General features: G+C 35.7%; 1 protein-coding gene. It reads left to right on the top strand.

All coding sequences use genetic code 11. The features are described from left to right. Nucleotides 1-2,514: DUF825 domain-containing protein (locus D0S45_20150; GenBank protein TIH11389.1), on the top strand; the 2,514-nt coding region annotated here is incomplete at its 5' end. Between the last annotated feature and the right edge of the window lie 35 nt (nt 2,515-2,549).

Below are 2,549 nucleotides of genomic sequence, written 5' to 3'. Positions count from 1 at the left end.
GGAAAAAAGAGGGGTTTTTGTTGTAAGATATCTAATGAAACCGTCGCTGGAATTGATATCTCATTTAAAGAGAAAGATATCAAATATCTGGAGTTTCTTTTTGTATATTATATGGATGATCCGATCCGCAAGGRCCATGATTGGGAATTGTTTGATCGTCTTTCTCCGAGKAAGAGGCGAAACATAATCAACTTGAATTCGGGACAGCTATTCGAAATCTTAGTGAAATACTGGATTTGTTATCTCATGTYTGCTTTTCGTGAAAAAATACCAATTGAAGTGGAGGGTTTCTSCAAACAACAAGGAGCTGGGTCAACTATTCAATCAAATGATATTGAGCATGTTTCCCATCTCTTCTCGAGAAACAAGTGGGCTATTTCTTTGCAAAATTGTGCTCAATTTCATATGTGGCAATTCCACCAAGATCTCTTCGTTAGTTGGGGGAAGAATCCGCACGAATCGGATTTTTTTAGGAAAATATCGAGAGAGAATTGGATTTGGTTAGACAATGTGTGGTTGGTAAACAAGGATMGRTTTTTTAGCAAGGTACGRAAYGTATCGTCAAATATKCAATATGATTCYACAAGATCTAATTTCGTTCAAGTAACRRATTCTAGCCAATTGAAMGGATCTTCTGATCAATYCAKAGATCMTTTCGATTCCATTAGKAATGAGGATTCGGAATATCACTATCACACATTGATCAATCAAAGAGAGATTCAACAACTAAAAGAAAGATCGATTCTTTKGGATCCTTCCTTTMTTCAAACGGAASGAASAGAGATAGAATCAGACCGATTCCCKAAATRCCTTTCYGGMTATTCCTCAATGYCCCGGCTATTCACGGAACGTGAGAAGCRRATGAATAATCATCTGCTTCCGGAAGAAAKCGAAGAATTTMTTGGGAATCCTACAAGAKCCATTCGTTCTTTTTTCKCTGACAGATGGTCAGAACTTCATCTGGGTTCGAATCCTACTGAGRGGTCCACTAGRGATCAGAAATTGTTGAAGAAAGAACAAKATSTTTCTTTTGTCCCTTCCAGGCGATCGGAAAATAAAGAAATRGTTAATATATTCAAGATAATTACGTATTTACAAAATACCGTCTCAATTCATCCTATTTCATCAGATCTGGGATGTGATATGGTTCCGAAGGATGAACTGGATATGGACAGTTCCAAYAAGATTTCATTCTTGAACMAAAATCCATTTTTTGRTTTATTTCATCTATTCCATGAMCGGAASAGGGGRGGATACACGTTRCRCCACGAGTCAGAAGAGAGATTTCAAGAAATGGCAGATYTATTMACTCTATCAATAACCGAGCCGGATCTGGTGTATCATAAGRGATTTGCCTTTTCTATYGATTCCTAYGGATTGGATCMAAAAMAATTCTTGAAKGRGGTWTTCAACTYCAGGGATGAATCRAAAAAGAAATCTTTATTGGTTCTACCTCCTATTTTTTATGAAGARAATGAATCTTTTTATCGAAGGMTCAGAAAAAWWWGGGTCCGGATCTCCTGCGGGAATKMTTTGGAAGATCAAAAAAGAGTGGTATTTGCTAGCAACAACATAATGRAGGYAGTCAATCAATATAGATTGATCCRAAATMTGATTCAAATCCAATTCCAATATAGTCCCTATGGGTACATAAGAAATGTATYGAATCGATTCTTTTTAATGAAKAGAYCYGATCGCAACTTCGAATATGGAATTCAAAGGGATCWAATAGGAAATGATACTCTGAATCATAGAACTATAATGAAAKATASGATCAACCAACATTTMTCGAATTTGAAAAAGAGTCAGAAGAAATGGTTYGATCCTCTTATTTTTMTTTCTCRAACCGAGAGATCCAYRAATCGGGATCYTAATGCATATAGATACAAATGGTCCAATGGGAGCAAGAATTTCCAGGARCATTTGGAACATTTCGTTTCTGAGCRGAAGAGCCGTTTTCAAGTAGTGTTCGATCRATTAYGTATTAATCAATATTCGATTGATTGGTCTGAGGTTATYGAYAAAAAAGATTTGTCTAAGTCACTTCGTTKCTTTTTGTCYAAGTYACTTCTTTTTTTGTCCAAGTTRCTTCTCTTTTTGTCTAACTCACTTCCTTTTTTCTTTGTGAGTTTCGRGAATATCCCYATTCATAGGTCYGAGATCCACATCTATGAATTGAAAGGTCCKAAYGATCAACTCTGCAATCAGTTKTTAGAATCAATAGGTCTTCAAATCGTTCATTTGAAAAAAWKGAAACCCTTCTTATTGGATGATCATGAKACTTSCCAAAAATCGAAATTCTTGATCAATGGAGGAACAATATCACCATTTTTGTTCAATAAGATACCAAAGTGGATGATTGACTCATTCCATACTARAACTAAAAATAATCGCAGGAAATCCTTTGATAACACGGATTCCTATTTCTCAATGATATYCCACGATCAAKACAATTGGCTGAATCCCGTGAAAYCATTTCATGGAAGTTCATTGATATCTTCTTTTATCCCGTGAAACCATTTCATGGAAGTTCATTGATATCTTCTTTT

The sequence above is a fragment of the Marinifilum sp. JC120 genome (assembly GCA_004923195.1).
Lineage (GTDB): Bacteria > Desulfobacterota > Desulfovibrionia > Desulfovibrionales > Desulfovibrionaceae > Maridesulfovibrio.
This window is presented reverse-complemented; position numbering and strand designations above follow the sequence as displayed.